14 protein-coding genes are annotated in these 16,622 nt (G+C 60.0%); 7 read left to right on the forward strand and 7 right to left on the reverse strand.

All coding sequences use genetic code 11. The features are described 5' to 3' along the window. Nucleotides 1-225 precede the first annotated feature (225 nt). The 5 genes from rho (at nucleotide 226) to AB4N91_RS28165 (ending at nucleotide 7,027) form a co-directional block, all read left to right on the forward strand. Complete coding sequence (gene rho, locus AB4N91_RS28145) at nucleotides 226-1,485, forward strand: transcription termination factor Rho (RefSeq protein WP_007942421.1); 1,260 nt, start codon at nucleotides 226-228, stop codon at nucleotides 1,483-1,485. Between the two features lie 144 nt (nucleotides 1,486-1,629). After that, nucleotides 1,630-3,630, forward strand: a complete 2,001-nt coding sequence (locus AB4N91_RS28150) for an acyltransferase family protein (protein ID WP_458725914.1) — start codon at nucleotides 1,630-1,632, stop codon at nucleotides 3,628-3,630. Between the two features lie 69 nt (nucleotides 3,631-3,699). After that, nucleotides 3,700-5,166, forward strand: coding sequence for a 4-hydroxy-3-polyprenylbenzoate decarboxylase (gene ubiD / locus AB4N91_RS28155; RefSeq protein ID WP_007942423.1), 1,467 nt, complete (start codon nucleotides 3,700-3,702; stop codon nucleotides 5,164-5,166). Next, nucleotides 5,166-6,134 carry a CDP-6-deoxy-delta-3,4-glucoseen reductase gene (locus AB4N91_RS28160; protein ID WP_010465021.1) on the forward strand — a complete coding sequence of 323 codons (969 nt, stop codon included), beginning with the start codon at nucleotides 5,166-5,168 and terminating at the stop codon, nucleotides 6,132-6,134. The genes ubiD and AB4N91_RS28160 overlap by 1 nt, the downstream gene beginning before the upstream one ends. A gap of 221 nt (nucleotides 6,135-6,355) precedes the next feature. Continuing rightward, on the forward strand, nucleotides 6,356-7,027 hold the full coding sequence (locus AB4N91_RS28165) for a gamma-glutamylcyclotransferase (protein ID WP_460111958.1): 672 nt from the start codon (nucleotides 6,356-6,358) through the stop codon (nucleotides 7,025-7,027). On the opposite strand, the gene glpT is transcribed toward AB4N91_RS28165, so the two are convergent. Beyond that, a complete protein-coding gene (gene glpT, locus AB4N91_RS28170) occupies nucleotides 7,000-8,352 on the reverse strand; it encodes a glycerol-3-phosphate transporter (protein WP_010465017.1) in 1,353 nt (450 codons plus the stop codon). The two genes, AB4N91_RS28165 and glpT, sit on opposite strands and share 28 nt — an antisense overlap. A 240-nt stretch (nucleotides 8,353-8,592) precedes the next feature. After that, nucleotides 8,593-9,570, reverse strand: coding sequence for an NADPH:quinone oxidoreductase family protein (locus tag AB4N91_RS28175; protein ID WP_010465014.1), 978 nt, complete (start codon nucleotides 9,568-9,570; stop codon nucleotides 8,593-8,595). A gap of 150 nt (nucleotides 9,571-9,720) precedes the next feature. Here AB4N91_RS28175 and AB4N91_RS28180 point away from each other — a divergent pair, with 150 nt between their 5' ends. After that, nucleotides 9,721-10,128 (forward strand): flagellar basal body-associated protein FliL, encoded by a 408-nt coding sequence (locus tag AB4N91_RS28180; RefSeq protein ID WP_010465012.1) that lies wholly within the window; start codon nucleotides 9,721-9,723, stop codon nucleotides 10,126-10,128. Between the two features lie 90 nt (nucleotides 10,129-10,218). On the opposite strand, the gene AB4N91_RS28185 is transcribed toward AB4N91_RS28180, so the two are convergent. The 4 genes from AB4N91_RS28185 to AB4N91_RS28200 all read right to left on the reverse strand — a co-directional run bounded on the left by AB4N91_RS28185 (nucleotide 10,219) and on the right by AB4N91_RS28200 (nucleotide 15,593). Next, on the reverse strand, nucleotides 10,219-11,337 hold the full coding sequence (locus tag AB4N91_RS28185) for an ABC transporter permease (RefSeq protein ID WP_010465010.1): 1,119 nt from the start codon (nucleotides 11,335-11,337) through the stop codon (nucleotides 10,219-10,221). Then, nucleotides 11,337-14,060 carry a ribosome-associated ATPase/putative transporter RbbA gene (gene rbbA, locus AB4N91_RS28190; RefSeq protein WP_460111959.1) on the reverse strand — a complete coding sequence of 908 codons (2,724 nt, stop codon included), beginning with the start codon at nucleotides 14,058-14,060 and terminating at the stop codon, nucleotides 11,337-11,339. The genes AB4N91_RS28185 and rbbA overlap by 1 nt, the downstream gene beginning before the upstream one ends. Continuing rightward, a complete protein-coding gene (locus AB4N91_RS28195; protein ID WP_077747167.1) occupies nucleotides 14,057-15,022 on the reverse strand; it encodes an HlyD family secretion protein in 966 nt (321 codons plus the stop codon). Before AB4N91_RS28195 ends, rbbA begins: the two co-directional genes overlap by 4 nt. A 121-nt stretch (nucleotides 15,023-15,143) precedes the next feature. Further along, a complete protein-coding gene (locus AB4N91_RS28200; RefSeq protein ID WP_077747168.1) occupies nucleotides 15,144-15,593 on the reverse strand; it encodes an EVE domain-containing protein in 450 nt (149 codons plus the stop codon). Between the two features lie 201 nt (nucleotides 15,594-15,794). Between AB4N91_RS28200 and AB4N91_RS28205 the strand changes: the two genes are divergently transcribed. Continuing rightward, complete coding sequence (locus AB4N91_RS28205) at nucleotides 15,795-15,947, forward strand: hypothetical protein (protein ID WP_007942433.1); 153 nt, start codon at nucleotides 15,795-15,797, stop codon at nucleotides 15,945-15,947. A 35-nt stretch (nucleotides 15,948-15,982) separates the two neighbouring features. On the opposite strand, the gene AB4N91_RS28210 is transcribed toward AB4N91_RS28205, so the two are convergent. Next, nucleotides 15,983-16,588: a 5-formyltetrahydrofolate cyclo-ligase gene (locus AB4N91_RS28210; RefSeq protein WP_010465002.1), complete on the reverse strand. Its 606-nt coding sequence runs from the start codon at nucleotides 16,586-16,588 to the stop codon at nucleotides 15,983-15,985. Nucleotides 16,589-16,622 lie beyond the last annotated feature (34 nt).

The following is a 16,622-nucleotide window of genomic DNA, read 5'->3' on the forward strand; positions in this document are numbered from 1 at the left end:
AAAGGCCCCGCATATTGCGGGGCCTTTTCGTTATTGAGGGCTAGACGCTCCGAAACTCAGGTGGTACATTCGGCCCCGCACTGGTTTCTCCATTGCCCCCTGCTAGCCGTCGCCGACGCACTCCTTTTCGAATAAGTACGCGATCCTGTCGCCTTCTCTGCGGCGCGGCCTCATTAAGCCAAAAGCTTAATTTCCCCCCTCCATAAATGATTACGTCATTCCTATATGAATCTGACTGAACTCAAGCAAAAGCCGATTACCGAACTGCTCGAATTGGCCGAACAGATGGGCATAGAAAATATGGCCCGTTCGCGCAAGCAGGACGTGATTTTCTCCCTGCTCAAAAAGCACGCGAAAAGCGGCGAGGAAATCTCCGGTGATGGCGTGCTGGAGATTCTCCAGGACGGCTTCGGCTTCCTGCGCTCCGCTGACGCTTCCTATCTCGCCGGCCCAGACGATATCTACGTCTCGCCGAGCCAGATCCGTCGCTTCAACTTGCGCACCGGTGACACCATCGTTGGCAAGATCCGCCCTCCGAAGGAAGGCGAGCGTTATTTCGCGCTGCTCAAGGTCGACACGATCAACTACGATCGTCCCGAGAACGCGAAAAACAAGATTCTCTTCGAGAACCTGACCCCGCTGTTCCCGACCGTGCGCATGAAGATGGAAGCCGGCAACGGTTCCACCGAAGACTTGACCGGTCGTGTCATCGACCTGTGCGCCCCGATCGGCAAAGGCCAGCGCGGTCTGATCGTTGCACCGCCGAAAGCCGGTAAAACGATCATGCTGCAGAATATCGCCGCCAACATCGCTCGTAACAACCCTGAAGTTCACCTGATCGTATTGCTGATCGATGAACGTCCGGAAGAAGTGACCGAAATGCAGCGCACCGTGCGCGGCGAAGTGGTTGCCTCGACGTTCGATGAGCCGCCAACCCGCCACGTGCAGGTTGCAGAAATGGTGATCGAGAAGGCCAAGCGCCTGGTCGAACACAAGAAAGACGTGGTGATCCTGCTCGATTCCATCACCCGTCTGGCTCGTGCCTACAACACCGTGATCCCGAGCTCCGGCAAAGTACTCACCGGTGGTGTCGATGCCCACGCACTGGAGAAACCGAAACGTTTCTTCGGCGCCGCGCGGAACATCGAGGAAGGCGGTTCGCTGACCATCATCGCCACCGCGCTGGTTGAAACCGGCTCGAAGATGGACGAAGTGATCTACGAAGAATTCAAAGGCACCGGCAACATGGAACTGCCTCTGGACCGTCGTATCGCTGAAAAACGCGTGTTCCCGGCCATCAATATCAACCGTTCCGGCACCCGCCGCGAAGAGTTGCTGACGGCCGACGACGAGTTGCAGCGCATGTGGATTCTGCGCAAGCTGCTGCACCCGATGGACGAAATTGCGGCCATCGAGTTCCTGGTCGACAAGCTGAAAACGACCAAGACCAACGACGAGTTCTTCTTGTCGATGAAGCGCAAGTAAGGCGGTTTTTACATCCGCTTAAAATGGCGTCCTTCGGGGCGCCATTTTTTTTGCCAGAAAAATGGGAGGTTTGTGATTAACTCCGGTCAGTTAGAAAACAAAAAAACGATCGTAAAAACAATCAACTGACTGGCCTTACTGTTTATGAGCACGCTTGCTTATCGAAGGGATATCGACGGTTTACGCGCAATCGCCGTGATTGCCGTGGTGCTGTTCCATTTTGGCGTTCCAGGGTTTACCGGCGGGTTCGTCGGCGTGGACATCTTCTTTGTGATTTCCGGCTACCTGATCACCTCGATCATCTGGAACCAGCGTCAGGCCGGGCGTTTCAGCTTTGTCGACTTCTGGGCCCGCCGTGCCCGGCGAATCCTCCCCGCGCTGTTTGCCATGATCATTGCCGTGCTGGCGGTGGGCTGGTTTCTGTTAGCGCCCAAGGACTATGAAGAACTGGGGCGCTCGGTGCGTTACCAGGTGATGTTTGTCTCCAACATCCTGTTCATGCGTCAGGACGGCTACTTTGACGTTGCTTCCGACCTCAAGCCGTTGCTGCATACCTGGTCGCTGGCGGTTGAAGAGCAGTTCTATATCGTTTTCCCGCTGTTGCTGACGCTGTTGTCGAGTCGCCTGAAAGCCTGGCGTCTGGCGCTGTTCGCCGTATTGCTGGTGTCTTTCGGGCTCAGTGTGTGGGCCGTTGCGCATCACCCTGAGAAAGCGTTTTTCCTGTTGCCGATGCGCGCCTGGGAGTTGTTGGCCGGCGCCATGCTGGCCGTGGCGCCCAGAAGCCAATGGCGCCTGACCACCGCCGGGGCTCAAGTGGTCAGCCTGGCCGGGTTCGGGTTGATTCTGCTGGCGATAGTAGGTTACGACAAAAGCACGCCATTTCCCGGTGTCGCGGCGTTGTTGCCGACCTTGGGCGTGGTTGCACTGATCTGGGCCAACGGCCATCGGCAGACCCTGGTGGGTGGGCTGCTGGCCAGTCGCGTACTGGTCGGCGTCGGGCTGATTTCCTATTCCTGGTACCTGTGGCATTGGCCGGTGTTTGTCTTCGCCAGTTACGCCAGTGTCGAGGAGCCCGGCCCGTTTGATATTGCCGGCTTGATTCTGCTCACCCTGGTGCTGGGCTACTTGTCGTGGAAATTTGTCGAGACGCCGTTCCGTGAACGACGGCTGCTGGCGGGGCGTCGGCAGATGCTGGTGGCGGCGGGCGTCGGTGTACTGGTGCTGGGGCTGGCCGGGCAAACGTTGCGCTGGACCCATGGCTTGCCTTCGCGCCTGTCCGATCAAGCGTTGCAGTACGCCAAGGCGAAGGAATGGCGTCCGGAACTGATGCGCTGTTTAGCCGACGACAAAACCCCTGACGACAAGCTCTTCTGTCACTACGGGGCGCCGGCGTTGTCGTCACGGGTGCTGGTCTGGGGCGACAGTCACGCCACCGCGCTGATTCCGGTATTCGATGAGGGGGCGCAGAAGCATGGCGTCAGCGTGATTCTCGCCAGCTCCACGGGCTGCCTCCCGGTGGAAGGGCTTGAGCACGATCAACGGTGCGCCCGTTTCAATCGCCGGGTCGAGCAGGAGTTGAAGCCGCAGTCGGTGGGCGATGTGGTGCTTGTCGCGCGCTGGAGCCTGTATCTCTATGGTGATGCGAAAGGCGATCTCGGGCATGCACTGAAAGATGCCCATGGTCGTTATGAAAGGGCCAATGCCGAGCAGCAACTGGCGGAAGGGTTACAGGCGACCATCCGGCAATTGCGCAATGGCGGGCATCGCGTCTGGCTGATCAAGGAAGCGCCGTTGCAACCCTTCAGCCCGCCTTACCGCCTCAGCCGCCTGGCCATGCTGCATCGTCCGACCGATGACGTCGGATTAGCAGTGGCTGAGCACTTCAAGCGCCAGGCGTTCATCAGCCAACTGTTCGCGCAGATAGCGGCGGCGAACCCCGGCGTGACCGTGGTTGATCCGGCGCCATTGCTGTGCGATCACGCGGGCCTGTGCCGCGCCGAACTCGACGGTCATTCGCTGTATACCGACGACAATCACCTGTCGGAAGTCGGTGCGCGCTTTATCGCGCCGGTGCTTGAGCCGCTGTTCAAGCGCTTGCAAGCCCGCACGACACTGGGCAATGGCAACGCAAATGCGGCCAAGTAAGCAGCGATAAGCTGCCAGCGGGCGGCAGAGCAGGTAGGATGTACGCCTATTTTAGGGGTGCCATCGTCAATGAAATTCAAGGATCTTCGGGATTTCGTGCAGCAGCTTGAGCAGCGCGGAGAGTTGAAACGCATCCAGATCCCCGTCTCTCCAGTGCTGGAGATGACCGAAGTCTGTGATCGCACGCTTCGGGCAAAAGGCCCGGCGCTGCTGTTCGAAAACCCGACCGGCTACGACATTCCGGTGCTCGGCAACCTGTTCGGCACCCCCGAGCGGGTGGCGATGGGCATGGGCGCCGAGGCGGTCAGCGAGCTGCGCGAGATCGGCAAGCTGCTGGCCTTCCTCAAAGAGCCCGAGCCGCCGAAGGGCTTGAAAGACGCCTGGTCCAAGCTGCCGATCTTCCGCAAGATCATTGCGATGGCGCCGAAAGTCGTGAAAGACGCGGTGTGCCAGGAAGTGGTCATCGAAGGCGACGACGTCGATCTGGCGATGCTGCCGGTGCAGACCTGCTGGCCCGGCGACGTCGGCCCGCTGATCACCTGGGGCCTGACCGTCACCAAAGGTCCGAACAAAGACCGCCAGAACCTCGGTATCTACCGTCAGCAAGTGATTGGCCGCAACAAGGTCATCATGCGCTGGCTGAGCCACCGGGGCGGCGCGCTGGATTACCGTGAGTGGTGCGAAAAGCATCCCGGCCAGCCGTTCCCGGTCTCCGTGGCCCTGGGCGCTGACCCGGCGACCATCCTTGGCGCCGTGACGCCGGTACCGGACAGCCTCTCCGAATACGCCTTCGCCGGTCTGCTGCGCGGCAACCGCACCGAACTGGTGAAGTGCCGCGGCAACGACCTGCAAGTGCCGGCCACCGCCGAGATCATCCTTGAAGGCGTGATCCATCCGGGCGAGATGGCCGACGAAGGCCCTTACGGCGACCACACTGGCTACTACAACGAAGTCGACAGCTTTCCGGTGTTCACCGTCGAGCGCATTACCCATCGGATCAAACCGATCTACCACAGCACCTACACCGGCCGTCCGCCGGATGAACCGGCGATTCTCGGCGTGGCGCTGAACGAAGTGTTCGTGCCGATCCTGCAGAAGCAGTTCCCGGAAATCACCGACTTCTACTTGCCGCCGGAAGGTTGCTCGTACCGCATGGCCATCGTGACCATGAAGAAGTCGTATCCGGGCCACGCCAAGCGGGTAATGCTCGGTGTCTGGTCGTTTTTGCGACAGTTCATGTACACCAAGTTCGTTATCGTCACAGACGACGATATCAATGCGCGAGACTGGAACGACGTGATCTGGGCCATCACCACGCGCATGGACCCCAAGCGCGACACGGTGATGATCGACAACACGCCGATCGACTACCTCGACTTCGCCTCGCCGGTCTCCGGCCTTGGTTCGAAGATGGGGCTCGATGCCACGCATAAATGGCCGGGCGAAACCACTCGCGAGTGGGGCCGGGTGATCGTCAAGGACGACGCCGTGACCCAACGGATCGATGCCATCTGGAATCAGTTAGGAATAGATTGATGCGTGTAACCTTGCAGCCTTCCGGAGCAGTGCTAGAGATTCTGCCCGGCGAGCGTATTCTCGATGGCGCGCGGCGCCTGGGCTATGAATGCCCGCAAAGCTGTCGTAACGGCAATTGCCACGTGTGCGCGGCGTTGCTGGTGGAAGGCCGGGTCGAACAGGACGGCGGTGTGCGTGACCATGGCGAGTTCTACACTTGCATAGCAGAGCCGCTGGAAGACTGCATCGTGCTGTGGGATGGCGTGCTCGCGCTGGGAGAACTGCCGGTGCGCAGCTTTTCGTGTCAGGTCATTGAATGCAGGGACGTCGGCGGCGATACCTTTCGCGTGCATCTGCGGGCGCCAGCCGGCAAGCCACCGCGTTATCACGCTGGCCAGTATTTGATGATCGAACGTGAAAACGGCGAGAAATCCGCCTTCTCCCTGGCCTCGGCACCGCATTCCGGCCGCGACCTGGAAATTCATGTGTTGGCGCGCGAAAGCAGTGCGCTGAGCCTGATCGAACAACTGCAACGCAACCCGATGGTGCGGATCGAGATGCCGTTCGGCGATACCCATCTGGCGGAACTGCCGGACGGTCCGCTGGTGCTGATTGCCGCTGGCACCGGCATGGGCCAGATCCACAGCCTGATCGAACATTGCCGGGCCGCGGGTTTTAAACATCCGGTGCATCTGTATTGGGGGGTGCGTCGGCCTGAAGACTTTTATGAAATCGAACATTGGGATGAGTGGCTGAAACTGCCCAATCTGTTCCTGCATAAAGTCGTCAGCGATCAATGCGGCTGGCAGGGGCGTTGCGGCATGTTGCATGAGGCAGTGTGTGAGGACTTCCCTGATCTGAAAGCGCTGCACGTATATGCCAGCGGCTCACCGGCCATGGTCTACGGCACGCTGGATGCGTTGGTTGAAGCGGGGATGGATGCCCATCAAATGCGTGCCGACGTCTTTGCGTACGCGCCGCGATCTTGATCCACGATCTTGATCCGCGATTCTAATCGTTATAACTCCCTATATAGCCGATCGGTATTTATAAATTTATATAAATGCCGGTAGGTTATATCCAAGGAAGGCAATTATTTAAGAACTGTGCCATGGCACTTAAATTGCCTGAAAACATATGTGCCTTATTGTTACAGCGGTGCGTTCTATTTAGTAATTCTTTATCCGCGGGGAGCTGAACGCTATTCGCCATGAGCGCCATTGAATCTTCATTTTTGAATCTGGCTTACCCTCCGCGGCTCGATCTGGGGCCGCAGCTTACGCACGAACAATTACTCAGCTCGATGCAGTCGATCATGGCTCGACACAAGGGCGGGCCCGTCTGGTTATTCGCTTATGGTTCGCTGATCTGGCGCCCTGAATGTGCGGCGGTGGAGCGAGTGCGCGGCCGAGTGCATGGCTACCATCGCGGGTTATACCTGTGGTCCCACGAACATCGCGGCACGCCGGAAGTCCCTGGTCTGGTCTTTGGCCTGGATCGCGGCGGTTCTTGCAGCGGCTTCGCTTACCGTTTGCCCGAAGAACAACTGGAAGCCTCGCTTTATGCGCTTTGGCAGCGCGAAATGCCGTTCCCGTCTTATCGGCCACACTGGCTCAACTGCCGTCTCGAAGACGGAAGCCAGGTTCAGGCCTTGGGATTTGTGTTGGAGCGACACTTGCCCAGCTATGCCGGCAACTTGCCGGATCATGTGCTGAGCCATGTGTTCGAAAACGCTTGCGGGCGTTACGGCACCACTCGCGATTATGTCGAGCAGACCGCCAACGCCCTGCGTAGCCACGCCATGCCAGACCTGAATCTGGAGGCGCGGCTCAAGCGCTGCCAATCAAAAGCCGATCAGGCGATCGCTTCTTCGCGGGTCTGACTGGCGATTTGCTTGTGCCCCAGCGTGGGCGCCAGGAACGCCATTGCCAGCAAGCAGGCGGCTACCAACAGGATGAAGCCGCCATCCCAGCCGAAGTAGTCCACGGTGTAGCCCATCAGCGCACTGGCCGCGACTGACCCGCCCAAGTAACCGAACAGACCGGTAAAGCCCGCGGCAGTACCGGCGGCCTTTTTCGGTACCAGTTCCAGCGCTTGCAAGCCCACCAGCATCACCGGGCCGTAGATCAGGAAGCCGATCGCGAACAGCGAGATCATGTCGACCATCGGGTTACCCGGCGGATTCAGCCAGTACACGATCGTTGCAACGGTCACCAACGCCATGAACACCATGCCGGTCAGGCCACGGTTGCCACGGAAAACCTTGTCCGACATCCAGCCGCACAGCAACGTGCCCGGAATGCCTGCCCACTCATAGAGGAAATACGCCCACGAACTCTTGTCGAAGTCGAAGTGCTTGACCTCTTTGAGGTAAGTCGGTGCCCAGTCCAGGATGCCGTAGCGCAGCAGGTAGACGAAGACGTTAGCCAGGGCAATGAACCAGAGCATTTTGTTGCGCAGCACGTATTTGACGAAGATGTCCTTGGCGCTGAATTCTTCTTCGTGGCTGGCGTCGTAGCCTTCCGGGTAATCGTTCTTGTACTTCTCGATCGGCGGCAGGCCTGTCGATTGCGGCGTGTCGCGCATCACAATGAACGCAAACACGGCAACGAGCAGCGCCACCGCAGCCGGGACGTAGAACTTGCTGTGCCAGTCGTTGAACCAGCCCATGCCGAGAATCGCCAGCGGGCCGATCAAGCCACCGCCGACGTTATGCGCGGTGTTCCAGATCGACACCACTTGGCCACGTTCTTTCTGCGACCACCAGTGCACCATGGTGCGGCCACTTGGCGGCCAGCCCATGCCTTGCGCCCAGCCGTTGATGAACAACAGGATGAACATCATGGTCACGCTGGACGTCGCCCACGGCGCGAAACCGAAAACGAACATCACCCCGGCGGAGACCACCAGGCCGAAGGGCAGGAAGTAACGCGGGTTGGAGCGGTCGGACACGATGCCCATCAAAAACTTGGACAGACCGTAGGCGATGGCAATCGCCGACATGGCCACACCCAGTTGACCCTTCGTATAGCCTTGGGCGATCAGATCGGGGAACGCCAGGGTGAAGTTCTTGCGCAGCAGGTAGTAACCCGCATACCCGATGAAAATCCCGGCGAAGATCTGCCAGCGGAGGCGTTTATAGGTGTCGTCTATTTTTTCTTCAGGCAATGGAGCCTGATGTGCGGCAGGACGAAAGAAAGCAAACATTCAAGAGCTCCAGATTTCTTGTTTTGACTGCGGATGCGAATGTTACAGTTTCGTTACCGAAAATAGCACCGGTTCGCATCGACCAAACAGCGGAAATGTGGGCAGTCGCGTGTTCCTTTATGAACATGTCGCACAGGTATAAGTGAAGGGCGTTATGGGAATGGTCCTGGGCGGCGGTTGATGAGGCATTTCAAGCGTGCTGAAAAAGCGGCCCGGACAATCCGGCCCGCTTTTTAAGGTTCAGCGAACCTGTACCACCACTTTCCCGACCGCCTTGCGCTGGCCAAGATCATTGATCGCCTGCGCCGCATTGCTCAGCGGATACACCTGCGAAACCAACGGCCTCAGTTTGCCCTCGGCAAACCAGCCAAATAACTGCTGGAAGTTCGCCGCGTTGTCCTGCGGCTGGCGTTGGGCAAACGAACCCCAGAACACGCCGACTACGGCCGCGCCCTTGAGCAGCGCCAGGTTCACCGGTAGTTCTGGAATGCGTCCGCTGGCGAAACCGACCACCAGCAAGCGGCCATTCCAGGCGATGGCGCGGATGGCCTGGTCGAACAGATCGCCGCCGACCGGGTCGTAAATCACGTCGGCACCCTGGCCGTCGGTCAGGCGTTTGATTTCGTCCTTGAGGCTGGTTTCGCTGTAGTTGATCAGTTCATCGGCGCCGGCTGCCTTGGCCACCGCAAGTTTTTCGGCGCTGCTGGCGGCGGCAATCACGCGGGCGCCCATGGCTTTGCCGATTTCCACGGCGGCCAGGCCAACACCGCCGGAAGCGCCGAGCACCAGCAGGGTTTCACCCGGTTGCAGGTTGGCCCGTTGCTTGAGTGCGTGCATCGAGGTGCCGTAAGTCATGCTGAACGCGGCGGCGGTGTTGAAGTCCATCGAGGGCGGGATCGGCAGCACGTTGTAGCCCGGCACGGCGACCTGCTCGGCGAAACTGCCCCAGCCGGTCAGGGCCATGACCCGGTCACCGACCTTGAGGTGGCTGACTTTTTCGCCCACTGCACTGACCACACCGGCCGCTTCGCCACCCGGGGAAAAAGGGAAGGGCGGCTTGAACTGGTATTTGCCCTCGATGATCAGCGTGTCCGGGAAATTCACCCCGGCGGCATGCACGTCCAGCAGGATTTCATTCTTCTTCGCGACAGGGCTGGCGACGTCTTCCAGCACCAGCGATTCGGCAGGGCCGAAGGCTTTGCACAGCACGGCTTTCATCAGGGCTATTCCTTTGGGAGTGATGGCCGATAAGTGTAGGTGTGTGAGTCGATGGGTCAACGAGCATGCCCGACCCTGATAGTCAGCCATAAGCTTGTGCTTGAGCGGCGGGTCGTTATGCTAGGCCGCAAACCGGATAAGGAGCGAATTGTGAAAGCGTGGATCATGTTGTTGCTGGCCCTGTCTCTGCCTGTGGCAGCGATGGCCGAAGAAGCCAAAGAAGGTGAAGCTCCGAAGGTCAATTACATCACCCTGAGCCCGCCGTTCGTGGGCAACTATGGGCTGGACGGTACGCCGAAGCTCAAGGTCTACAAGGCCGATGTGGCATTGCGCGTGACCGGTGAGGAGGCGACCAAGGCAGTGAAGGCCAACGAGCCGTTGATCCGTAATCAGCTGGTGGCGTTGTTTGCCCAGCAGACGACCGAAGCGATGAGCAACGTTGAAGCCAAGGAGAAGCTGCGTCAGGAAGCCCTGAAGCAGACTCAGCAAGTGATGAACGATGAGACCGGCAAGCCGATGGTTGAGGATTTGTTGTTCAACAACCTCATCATTCAGTAAGTCTCTCGCTGCCCGGGCCGGCCTCTTCGCGAGCAATCCCGCTCCCACAGGACCTGAGCAGAACCCTGTGGGCGCCGGCTTGCCCGCGATTCAGGACGCCAGGCTCTTGCGAAACCGCATCAGCGCCACGCTAAAAAACAGCAGGCCAATGGCGCTCAATGCCAGCAAGTCCGGCCACACCACATTGATCCCCGCGTCGCGAAACAGTATCGCGGCGCTGAGGCTGACGAAGTGGGTCGATGGCGAGCCCTGCATGACCCATTGCAGCCATTGCGGCATGCTGTCGAGCGGCGTACTGCCGCCGGAGAGCAGCAACATCGGGATGATCACCGGAATCGCCAGCAGGCCGAATTGCGGTGTCGAGCGGGCGAGTGTCGCAAGGAATATCCCCAGCGCTGTGCTGGCGAACAGATAAACGGCCGTCACCATCAGGAACAGGGTCATGGAACCGGCCAGCGGCACGCCGAGTGCACCTTTGACGATCACCTCCAGCGAGATCCAGGTGCACAGCACCACCACCAGCATGTTGCTCCAGATTTTCGCCAGCATGATTTCAAGCGCCGTGAGGGGCAGCACCAGCAAATGGTCGAGGGTGCCGTGTTCGCGCTCACGCAACAACGCTGTGCCGGTCAGGATGATGGCGAGGATGGTGATGTTGTTGACGATTTGAATCACCGCCAGGAACCAGCCGCCCTCCAGATTGGTATTGAACAGCGCTCGGGTGGTCAGCAGCACGGGGGCTTTGCTCGCTGCATCGCCTTGTTCACTGTAGGTCTGCAGTTCGCGCTGGAAAATCCGTCCGATGTAGCCCGCCCCCATGAAAGCCTGGCTCATGGCCGTGGCGTCGACGTTGACCTGCACGGCTGGCTGGCGGCCAGCCAACAGATCTGCCTGGAAATTGGCCGGGACATTGATGACGAAGGTGAATCGGCCGCTGTCCAGCACATCGTCCAGTTGCTCATAGGGCAGCGACACCGGCGCCTGGAATTCCGGCGGCTGCAGGGCTTGCGCCAATTGTCGTGACAGGTGGCTGTGATCTTCATCGACCATGGCCACGCTGGCGTTGTGCACGCCAATCACCGAGCCCGCGGCCGGCATGTAGATCGCGACGGTGAAGGCATAGAACAGGAACAGCAGCAACACGCTGTCGTGTCGCAGGCTGGTGAGTTCCTTGAGGCCAAGTCGCAGGATGTGCGCAAGCTTGTGCATCAGGCCTCCTGCTTTTTCAGCATGGCCAGGCTAAGGCCGGTAAACCCCAGGAAGAACCCGAACAGTGCCAGGCATTGCGGCCACAACTGCCGGATATCCAGGGCCTTGGTAAACGTGCCAACGGCAATATCGAGGAAGTAACCCGCCGGGAACAGCATCCCCATGACAGCGGCCGCGCCATCAAGTGACGAGCGCGGCACGATCAAGCCGGAGAACTGAATGGTCGGCAGACTGGTAATGATCATGGTGCCGAGAATGGCGGCAATCTGGGTTCGGGTGAACGCCGAAATCAACAGGCCCATGCTGGTGGTCGCCAGCACGTAGAGCAGCCCGCCGAAGGCCAGGGTCAGGCCGCTGCCCTTGAAAGGCACGCCGAACAGCCAGCGATTCATAGCCGTCAGGACGGCGAGGTTGATCAAGCTGATGGCCAAATATGGCGCTTGCTTACCTAGCAGGAACTCCAGTCGCGTCAGCGGTGTGGCGTAGAAGTTGGTGATCGAGCCCAGTTCTTTCTCCCGCACGATGCCCAGCGCCGTCAGCATGGCCGGGATGAACGCCAGGATCAGCGCCATCACCCCGGGACCGATGGCGTTGACGCTGACGACATCCTGGTTGTAGCGGAAGCGGGTTTCCAGTTGGGCTGCCGCTTGCCGGTTCAGTGCGGGGCTGGACTGCTCGGCCAATTGCACCAGGTTGCCCTGGTGTACCGCTTCCACGTAATTGCGGCTGGTTTCGGCGCGAAACGGCATGCCGCCATCGAGCCAGGCCGCGACAGCGGGTTGGCGACCGGCGAACAAGTCCCGGCCGAATCCCGGCGGGATTTCCAGCGCCAGTTTGATTTCCGAGCGCTGTAATCGTCGATGCAATTGCGCCGGATCGCTGATAGGCGGTTGTTCGTCGAAGTAACGGGAGCTGCGGAAAGCCTCCAGATACGCCCGGCTTTGTGGCGTCTGGTCCTGGTCGTAAACCGCGAAGGCGAGTTTTTCCACATCCAGGGAAATGCCGTAGCCGAAAATCACCATCATGAACATCGCCCCGAGCAGGGCAAAGGCCATGCGCACTTTATCGCGCAGCAACTCCTTGCTTTCACGACTCGCCAGCGCCCGCAACCGTCCAAAACTGAAGCGGCTGTCTTGCATCGGGGCGACGGGGGCGAGCGTCGTGTCGATGGGCGTTGGTGGCGCCGCCGTTGCGATCGGGGCCTGGGCCTGCTCCAGGCAGGTGACGAACGCCGCCTCCAGAGTCTGGCCCTTGAACTGCAGTTGCAGAGCCGCCGGGGTGTCGCAGGCCAGGACCTTGCCGGCGTGCATCAGCGAGATGCGGTCACAGCGCTGGGCTTCGTTCATGAAATGCGTGGAGAGGAAAATCGTCACGCCCTGTTCGCGAGACAGTTCGATCAGCAGACGCCAGAAATCATCCCGTGCGGCCGGGTCGACGCCGGACGTCGGTTCGTCGAGGATCAGCACTTCGGGGCGATGTAGCACCGCCACCGCCAGGGATAAGCGTTGGCGCAGGCCCAGTGGCAGTGCTCCGGACGGCTGATGAGCGACGCTGCCCAGGTTGAAGCGCTGGATCAGCTCATCGATGCGCTGTGCGCTCTCGGCCTTGGGCAAATCGAACAGCCGGGCGTGCAAGTCCAGATTCTGTCGCACGCTGAGCTCGCCATAGAGCGAGAAGCTCTGGGACATGAAGCCGACGCGTTTGCGGGTGGCAAGATCCTTGGCGTTCACCGGATTGCCCAGCAGCGTGGCGCGGCCTTCGCTGGCCGGGATCAGCCCGGTGAGGACTTTCATGGTGGTGGTTTTGCCGCAGCCATTGGAGCCCAGAAACCCGAAGATCTCGCCGCGGCCGATGGCGAAGCTGACCTTGTCCACCGCCGTGAAATCGCCGAAGCGCAGGGTCAGGTCATGGGCTTCGATGGCGATGTCGGCCGTGGCGTTGGTTCGGGCAGGGATCACCAGCGGCTGGTTGTCACGGCCGCTGTCGCCCTGAAAGTGAGTAAAGGCCTCATCGAGCTTGCCGCTGGGGGTCGCTGCCCCAAGGTCGCGGGTCAAGCCGGCGGCAATCAGTTTGCCGCCATCGAGCATCAGGCAGTGTTCGAATTGCTCGGCCTCTTCCATGTACGCGGTGGCAACCAACAGCGTCAATTGCGGACGTTGACGCCGGACGTCATCAATCAATTCCCAGAAGCGCCGCCGGGACAGCGGATCGACGCCGGTGGTCGGTTCATCGAGGATCAACAGGTCGGGTTCATGAATCAGCGCACAACAGAGGCCGAGCTTCTGTTTCATCCCGCCCGATAACTTGCCCGCCGGGCGCTCGGCAAACCGCTGCAGGTCAGTGGCCAGCAACAGACTTTGCATGCGCTGATCGCATTCGGCTCCGGACAGGCCGAACAAAGTGGCGAAGAAGTGAATGTTTTCGCTGATCGACAGCTCGGGATACAGGTTGCCGCCCAGGCCTTGAGGCATAAACGCAATTCGCGAATAGAGGCTGATACGGTGGCGCCGGTCCTGGATCGAGCCGCTGAGCACGTCCAGTTGGCCGTCTTGCAGCGTCTTCACGCCGGCAATCAATCCCAGCAGGCTGGATTTCCCGGCGCCGTCCGGACCGATCAAGCCGCACCGGGTGCCGGCGGGCAGGCTGAACGTGATGTCGGTCAGCACCTGCTGTTGGCCGTATCGGTGCTGAAGGCCGGTGGCTTGCAGCGCCAGGCCGGTCATTGAAGATTGGCCGGCCAGCCAATGGGCGCGGTGCGCACGTAGCCGTTACCGGGCATCCCCGGTTTGGCCTGGGGCACGCTGCTGGGTTGGGTCAGGCGCAGCTTGACCCGAAACACCAGTTTCTGACGTTCGTCGCGGGTCTCGACTTCTTTGGGGGTGAATTGCGATTTGGCTGCCACGAAGCTGATTTTCGCCGGCAACGGCTGGCCGGGCAGGGCGTCCAGCAGGATCCGCGCTTCATCACCGACCGCCAGGCGTCCCACTACGGATGTGGCGAGATAGAGGTTCATGTACTGATCGTTCGGATCAATCAGCAACAACACCCGCCCACCGGCGCCGAGGACTTCACCGGGTTCGGCCATGCGCAGCTGAATCACCCCGTCAATGGGCGCCCGCAGGCTGCTGTCGTCAATCTCGCTGGTCAGCTGAGCGACTTGTGCCTGCGCCGCGCCAATGGCGGCGCCGACGGCGGACACCTGCGCACGGGCCGCGGTGACGGCCGCGTTGCTCGTTTCGAAGCGAGATTGTTGCTGATCGATGGTCTGGCCACTGGAGAAGCCACGCTTGAACAATTCCTGAGAACGGCTGAGCTCTTGGTGGGCAAGCCGTTGCTCGCTCTGGCGCAGTTGCACATTGGCCTGGGCGGCATTGAGGTTTTCCCGGGCGCGTATCACTTCGGCTTCGGCCTGGTTGCGCTGGGCTTCGAGGGTCCGGGTGTCCATGCGTGCCAGCAGTTGACCCTTGGTCACCTTGTCGCCTTCATCGACCAGGACTTCGGCCAGCCGGCCGGCTGTTTTGCTGGCGATCTGTACTTCAGTGGCTTCAAGTCGGCCATTACCGACATACAACCCTTCGGGCAGTCGGCTAAGGGTCGACTTCCAATAACCAAAACCCCCAGCGGCCAGTAACACTGCCCCCAGTAAAAAGGCGAAAAAAAGTGAAGAGCGGCGGTGAATCGACATGTCGGCATCCTGCGTCTGTAGCGTCGTAGTCTGACAGGCAAGCGGCGGGGCGACTTGATATCCGTCAACGGGGTGTCACGTCTGACCGATCCAGGCCAGAGCGTCGGGCGGTTCAGCTTGTTTAGCGCAGGCCGAGCACCGCTGTCCATTGCTCGGCGGTAACCGGCATCACCGACAACCTTGAGCCTTTCTGCACCAATGGCATCTCGGCCAACGCCGTCTGCTGCTTCAAGTAATCCAGCTTCAACACCTTGGAAAACGTCTCGACATGCGCAACATCAATCGCGCTCCAGGCGTTTTTCTCTGGCGTGGCCTTTGGATCGTAGTAATGACTTTCCGGCTCCAGCGCCGTTGGGTCCGGATACGCCGCTTGAATAATCTTTCCGATCCCGGCAATCCCGGGCTCCGGGCAGCTGGAGTGATAGAAGAAAAACTCGTCGCCCACCGCCATCGTCCGCAAAAAGTTACGCGCCTGATAGTTGCGAACCCCATCCCAGCGCGCTTTGCCAAGCTTCGCCAGGTCTTTGATCGAGAGTTCATCGGGCTCGGATTTCATCAGCCAATAGGCCATGGTTTTTGCTCCTTGCGAGGTGATTGGGCAAGTTGTCGGGCAATTTTATGACAAACCGACAGTCGGTTGACGCCAGCGTTTGCGTGTCAGTTCACGTTGCCGCAAAATGCCGGCCTTCTAAGCTTGACGCTGCTGCACGGCCTACACCTACAACGGAAACCGCTGCTGTCATCGTGTTGATGTGCCTTTGGGGGGCAATCGATGAAACGCAAACCGGATTTACTATGGATTTTGGTTATTTTGTTCGGCCTCGGCGTCGTGACCACCGGCTATGCCCAAAGCCTGTGGAACAACAAGACTGACGCGCCAATCGAAATCGCACAGCAACAACAGCCGTCGGCCTTCAAGCGCTGAGCCTGTTTTTCGGGCGCCGCTGATTCCAGTGGCGTCTAGCCTGCGAAATACCACGCCTTGTCGGTAACCGTTCCTTGCAACGGCACATCCCAGCTCGCCTGAGCCAATCGTTCTACCTTCTGACATTCATGGGCCAGGCCCAGCAGCGTCGGCTTGCGCCAGTTTTTTCGCCGCGCCAGGTAGGCGAGGCTTCGATCGTAGAAACCGCCGCCCATTCCCAGGCGGCCGCCGACGTCGTCAAATCCCACCAATGGCAACAGCACCAGGTCCAGCGCCCAGACTTTGCGCTGGCGGGCGAGGTTGTGCCGGGGTTCGAGAATACGAAAGCGGTTGGGTTTGAGTTTTTCACCGGGACGAATCCGCTGGAACACCATTTTGGTCCGCGGCCAGGCACTGAGTACCGGTAGATAAGTCGCCTTGCCCCGACGTTGCGCTGCGCGCAGCAACAGGCGCGGGTCGATTTCACCGTCGGTGGGCAGGTAGAGGGAGATGTGTTTGGCCCGGCGAAACAACGGCTGCTGAGCCAATTGCTTGTACAGCCCGCGAGCAGCCTGGCGTTGCTGACTGGGGGTCAGTGCGCGGCGGGCCTTGCGCAGCATGCGTCGAAGTTGCGGGCGGGGCAGCAGCGCAGGTTCGGTCATGGATTCAGGCTTCGACAGGACGGATACGTAAAGC

The organism is Pseudomonas sp. H3_D04 (assembly GCF_054669175.1).

What these genes read in the sequence shown, in the direction of transcription:
- rho (WP_007942421.1), top strand. Translation starts at nt 226, where the DNA reads ATGAATCTGACTGAACTCAAGCAAAAGCCGATTACCGAACTGCTCGAA.
- AB4N91_RS28150 (WP_458725914.1), top strand. Translation starts at nt 1,630, where the DNA reads ATGAGCACGCTTGCTTATCGAAGGGATATCGACGGTTTACGCGCAATC.
- ubiD (WP_007942423.1), top strand. Translation starts at nt 3,700, where the DNA reads ATGAAATTCAAGGATCTTCGGGATTTCGTGCAGCAGCTTGAGCAGCGC.
- AB4N91_RS28160 (WP_010465021.1), top strand. Translation starts at nt 5,166, where the DNA reads ATGCGTGTAACCTTGCAGCCTTCCGGAGCAGTGCTAGAGATTCTGCCC.
- AB4N91_RS28165 (WP_460111958.1), top strand. Translation starts at nt 6,356, where the DNA reads ATGAGCGCCATTGAATCTTCATTTTTGAATCTGGCTTACCCTCCGCGG.
- glpT (WP_010465017.1), bottom strand. Translation starts at nt 8,352, where the DNA reads ATGTTTGCTTTCTTTCGTCCTGCCGCACATCAGGCTCCATTGCCTGAA.
- AB4N91_RS28175 (WP_010465014.1), bottom strand. Translation starts at nt 9,570, where the DNA reads ATGAAAGCCGTGCTGTGCAAAGCCTTCGGCCCTGCCGAATCGCTGGTG.
- AB4N91_RS28185 (WP_010465010.1), bottom strand. Translation starts at nt 11,337, where the DNA reads ATGCACAAGCTTGCGCACATCCTGCGACTTGGCCTCAAGGAACTCACC.
- rbbA (WP_460111959.1), bottom strand. Translation starts at nt 14,060, where the DNA reads ATGACCGGCCTGGCGCTGCAAGCCACCGGCCTTCAGCACCGATACGGC.
- AB4N91_RS28195 (WP_077747167.1), bottom strand. Translation starts at nt 15,022, where the DNA reads ATGTCGATTCACCGCCGCTCTTCACTTTTTTTCGCCTTTTTACTGGGG.
- AB4N91_RS28200 (WP_077747168.1), bottom strand. Translation starts at nt 15,593, where the DNA reads ATGGCCTATTGGCTGATGAAATCCGAGCCCGATGAACTCTCGATCAAA.
- AB4N91_RS28205 (WP_007942433.1), top strand. Translation starts at nt 15,795, where the DNA reads ATGAAACGCAAACCGGATTTACTATGGATTTTGGTTATTTTGTTCGGC.
- AB4N91_RS28210 (WP_010465002.1), bottom strand. Translation starts at nt 16,588, where the DNA reads ATGACCGAACCTGCGCTGCTGCCCCGCCCGCAACTTCGACGCATGCTG.